General features: G+C 77.8%; 4 protein-coding genes. 1 reads left to right on the top strand and 3 read right to left on the bottom strand.

Annotation, left to right across the window (positions count from 1 at the left end):
• The coding region (locus ACTUAL_RS01190) for a helix-turn-helix transcriptional regulator (RefSeq protein WP_440898956.1) at positions 1-806 on the top strand (806 nt) is incomplete at its 5' end.
• 240 nt (positions 807-1,046) lie between these two features.
• On the opposite strand, the gene ACTUAL_RS01185 is transcribed toward ACTUAL_RS01190, so the two are convergent.
• The 3 genes from ACTUAL_RS01185 to ACTUAL_RS01175 all read right to left on the bottom strand — a co-directional run bounded on the left by ACTUAL_RS01185 (position 1,047) and on the right by ACTUAL_RS01175 (position 3,600).
• A complete protein-coding gene (locus ACTUAL_RS01185; RefSeq protein WP_440898955.1) occupies positions 1,047-2,075 on the bottom strand; it encodes a 3-dehydroquinate synthase family protein in 1,029 nt (342 codons plus the stop codon).
• Positions 2,076-2,138: 63 nt separating this feature from the next.
• On the bottom strand, positions 2,139-2,918 hold the full coding sequence (locus tag ACTUAL_RS01180; protein WP_440898954.1) for a hypothetical protein: 780 nt from the start codon (positions 2,916-2,918) through the stop codon (positions 2,139-2,141).
• Between the two features lie 43 nt (positions 2,919-2,961).
• Complete coding sequence (locus tag ACTUAL_RS01175) at positions 2,962-3,600, bottom strand: HAD-IA family hydrolase (protein WP_440898957.1); 639 nt, start codon at positions 3,598-3,600, stop codon at positions 2,962-2,964.
• Positions 3,601-3,667: the final 67 nt, after the last annotated feature.

The following is a 3,667-nucleotide window of genomic DNA, read 5'->3' as shown; positions in this document are numbered from 1 at the left end:
GCCGCTGCGACGAGGCGGCGGCCGTGGTGGCGCGGCCGGTGCCGAACGGGGTGTTCGGGCACCGCACCAGCGTGGACTACCTGCACGCGCGCGGGCACTTCCTCCTGGCGCGGGGACGGCCGCGCGCGGCGCTGGGCGACTTCCTGCTGTGCGGGGAGCAGCTGACCCGGTGGGGTCTGGGCGGCGGGTGCGCGCCGGTGCCGTGGCGGACCGCGGCGGCGGAGGCGTGGCTGGCGCAGGGCGACCCGGACCGGGCGCGGGCGCTGGTCCACGAGCAGCTCGGCAGGCCGGGCTCGGACAGCAGGCGGGCGCGCGGGCAGGCGCTGCGGCTGCTCGCGGCGACCGGCCCGGTGAAGCGGCGCCCGCGGCTGCTGCGGGAGGCGGTGGCGGTGTTCGAGGCCGTGGACGACAAGTACGAGCTGGCGCGGACCCTGCGCGACCTGGGAGGGGCGCAGCGGGCGCTGGGCGAGCACGCGCTGGCGCGCCGGGTGATCCGGCGCGGGTGGCACGTCGCCCGGATGTGCGGGGCGGCGCCGCTGTGCGAGGAGCTGATGCCCACCGCCGACGGGCTGGTGCCCGCGCAGCAGGCGTCGGCGGCCCGCGGGTCGGACACGGGCCGGTTGACCAGCTCGGAGCACCGGGTGGCCGCGCTCGCGGCGTCGGGGCTGACGAACCGGGAGATCGCGGTGAAGCTGTACGTCACGCACAGCACGGTGGAGCAGCACCTGACGCGGGTGTTCCGCAAGCTCGGGATCAAGCAGCGGGAGCAGCTGCCGCCCGCGCTGAGCGCCGACCGGTCGGGGTGACGCGCAGGGGCGCCCCGAGGGGGTGCGGGGCCGCCCCTGCCCGATCTGGATCGTGTTCGGTCGTGCGGAGGGGTGAGTCGACCGCGGCTACGACCACGACAAGCACCGATCGCCTGGCACCGCGGCGTGAAGCGGCTACGCGTCCGCCGGGAACGCCGCGACGACATCCGCGAAGCCCTCCTCGGCCCCACCACCCGCATCACCTGCCACCGACACGCCCAGCGATTCCGCTAGGACCTCTCAGGCCCGCGGCATCGCGGCCAGGGTGGCGGCGACGACGTGCTCGTCGACGTCGCGCACCAGCTCCGCGCCGCGCGGGCCGTCGAGCACGAACGCCAGGCCGCCGGTGGACTTCTTGTCGCGGCGCACGAACCGCAGCAGCTCGTCGTCCGGCACGCCCGGCGGCAGCGCGACCGGCAGCCCGTAGCCCGCGACCACGGCGTGGTGCTCGGCCACCCGGTCCGGGCCGATCCGGCCGAGCGCGCCCGCCAGGCGGCCGGCGAAGACCGTGCCGATCGCGACGCCCTCGCCGTGCCGCACCGCGAAACCGGTGGCGAGCTCCAGGGCGTGGCCGAGGGTGTGGCCGTAGTTGAGGGTGTGCCGCAGGCCGCGGTCGCGCTCGTCGGCGGCCACCACGCGGGCCTTGAGGGCGACGCTCGCCGCCACCTGGTCCAGCAGCGGCAACCGGTCAAGGCCCGGCGCGCCGATGAAGTGGCAGCGGGCGATCTCGCCGAGGCCGTTGCGCAGCTCGCGCTCGGGCAGGGTGGCGAGCAGGTCGAGGTCGCACAGCACGGCGGCGGGCTGCCAGTAGGCGCCGACGAGGTTCTTGCCCTCGGGGAGGTTGACCGCCGTCTTGCCGCCGACGCTCGCGTCGACCTGGGCGAGCAGCGAGGTCGGCACGTGCACGACCGGTGTGCCCCGGTGGTAGAGCGAGGCGGCGAGGCCGACCGCGTCGGTGGTGGTGCCGCCGCCGCAGGAGACGACGACGTCGGCGCGGGTCAGGCCGAACTCGGCGAACCGGCTGCACAGGTGGGCGACGGTGGCGAGGGTCTTGTCGTGCTCGCCGTCGCGGGCCGGGAGGACGAGGGAGGGGACGCCGGGGTCGGGCGTCTGGTCCGGCGGGCGGGCGGTGACCACGACGGCGCGGCGCGCGCCGAGGGCCCGCACGACGTCCGGGAGGGCGGCGCGCACGCCGTGTCCGATGTGGACGGTGTAGGCGCGCTCGCCCAGCTCGACCCGGACCTCGCGGGTGGTGGCGGTGGTGGGCACTGCTTCCTCCTCGGGAGGGCGGGACGGGTGGTGGGGCGGGCGGCGGAGTGAGGGCGCGGGCCCTCAGCCGCAGGCGGCGCCCGTCACGAGCGCGGTGCGCAGGGCGAGCGCCGCCCGCGCCGCCACGGCCGCGCCGACGCCGAGGCGGTTGTGGGTCAGGGTCGCCTGCTCGAACAGCACCGGCAGGGCCGGGCGGCGGCGGTCCGCCGCGGTGCGCAGCTGTTCCAGGTCGCGCCGCCACGCGCCGGCCGAGCCGACCACGCGCCCGCCGGGCGACGGGCCCTGCGCGGCGACGGCGGCCTCGGTGCGCGCGGCCGGGCTGAGCGGTCTGCCCCAGCTCTGCCAGCAGTGGAACAGGAACGCGGGCCTGGCCGGTTCCGGGGCCAGCGCGACCAGTTCGGCCAGGTGGTGCCGCACCGTGGCCTGCGCGCCCGACCCGCCGGGGTCCTCGCCCCACGCCGGGCCCACCGCCGCCGCGACGTCCAGCGCCAGTTCGCTGGAGGCCGTCGCGACCTCGACCAGTGGCTCGACCGGACCGCCCGGCAAGCCCTCGCCCGCCGGGTCGACGCGCAGCTCGCGGGCCGCCGCCTCGGCGCGCAGCACGGCGAGCACCGGACCCCGCGCGGCCTCGGTCGTGCCCAGCCACAGCGCCACCCCCGTCCCGCGCAGGAACGACCAGTGCGCGCCCAGGTCCCGCGCGCGCAGCTCCCGCACGACGGGGGGCAGCACCGCGGCCACCGGGCGGGCGTCGCCACCACCGGCCAGCGACCAGCCGGACCAGGACGGGGCGCCCGCCGCCGGGGGGCCACCGAGGGGCGCTTGCGCGGAACCGGTCCGCGTCATGTCCACCACCTCCGCCTCGGCGGGAACTGGGCCTGCCCGCGCGTCACGTCCGGTCGTCGGCGAGGTGGGCCAGGCACCAGTCGAGCACCTGCGAGGGCTTGCGGACCGCCGCGTCCGGGTTCGCCGCCAGCAGCTCCGCCTCGTCCGTCTCGCCCCACAGCGCGGCCAGCGCCGGGTAGCCCGCGGCGCGGGCGCTGGCCAGGTCGGTCAGGGCGTCGCCCACCATCACCACCCGGTCGGCCGGGACGCCGAGCAGGCCGGTGGCCAGCAGGAGCATGTCCGGCGCGGGCTTGGGGTTCACGACCTCGTCGGAGCCGATGACGTGGTCGAACAGCTCTGCCAGGCCGAGGGTGGTCAGCAGCGACCGGGCGCGCGGGCCGCTCTTGCCGGTGACCACGGCGGTGCCGAAGCCGTGCTGCCGCAGGTCCGCCAGCAGCTCCGGCGCGCCCTCGAACACCTCGACCTCACCCGCGAGCCGGTAGCTCTCGCGGACGAACGGCCCCTCCACCTCCAGCGGCAGGCCCCGGCTCCGGTGGTTGCGCGGGACGCACCGCCCCGGGGGGGGGTGGTACGCCGCGCCCGGCGCGGGCCCGGCCCCGACGACCTCGGCGTAGGCGATCTCGAACGCCTGCCGCATGACGGCGAAGCTGTTGACCAGCACCCCGTCGAGGTCGAACAGCACGGCCCGGTCGTAGGTCGCGCCCGGAACGTGCCGGTGGGGCGCGGGGGATTGGGGGACGCGGGGGCGC

This window comes from Actinosynnema sp., assembly GCF_052038725.1.
This window is presented reverse-complemented; position numbering and strand designations above follow the sequence as displayed.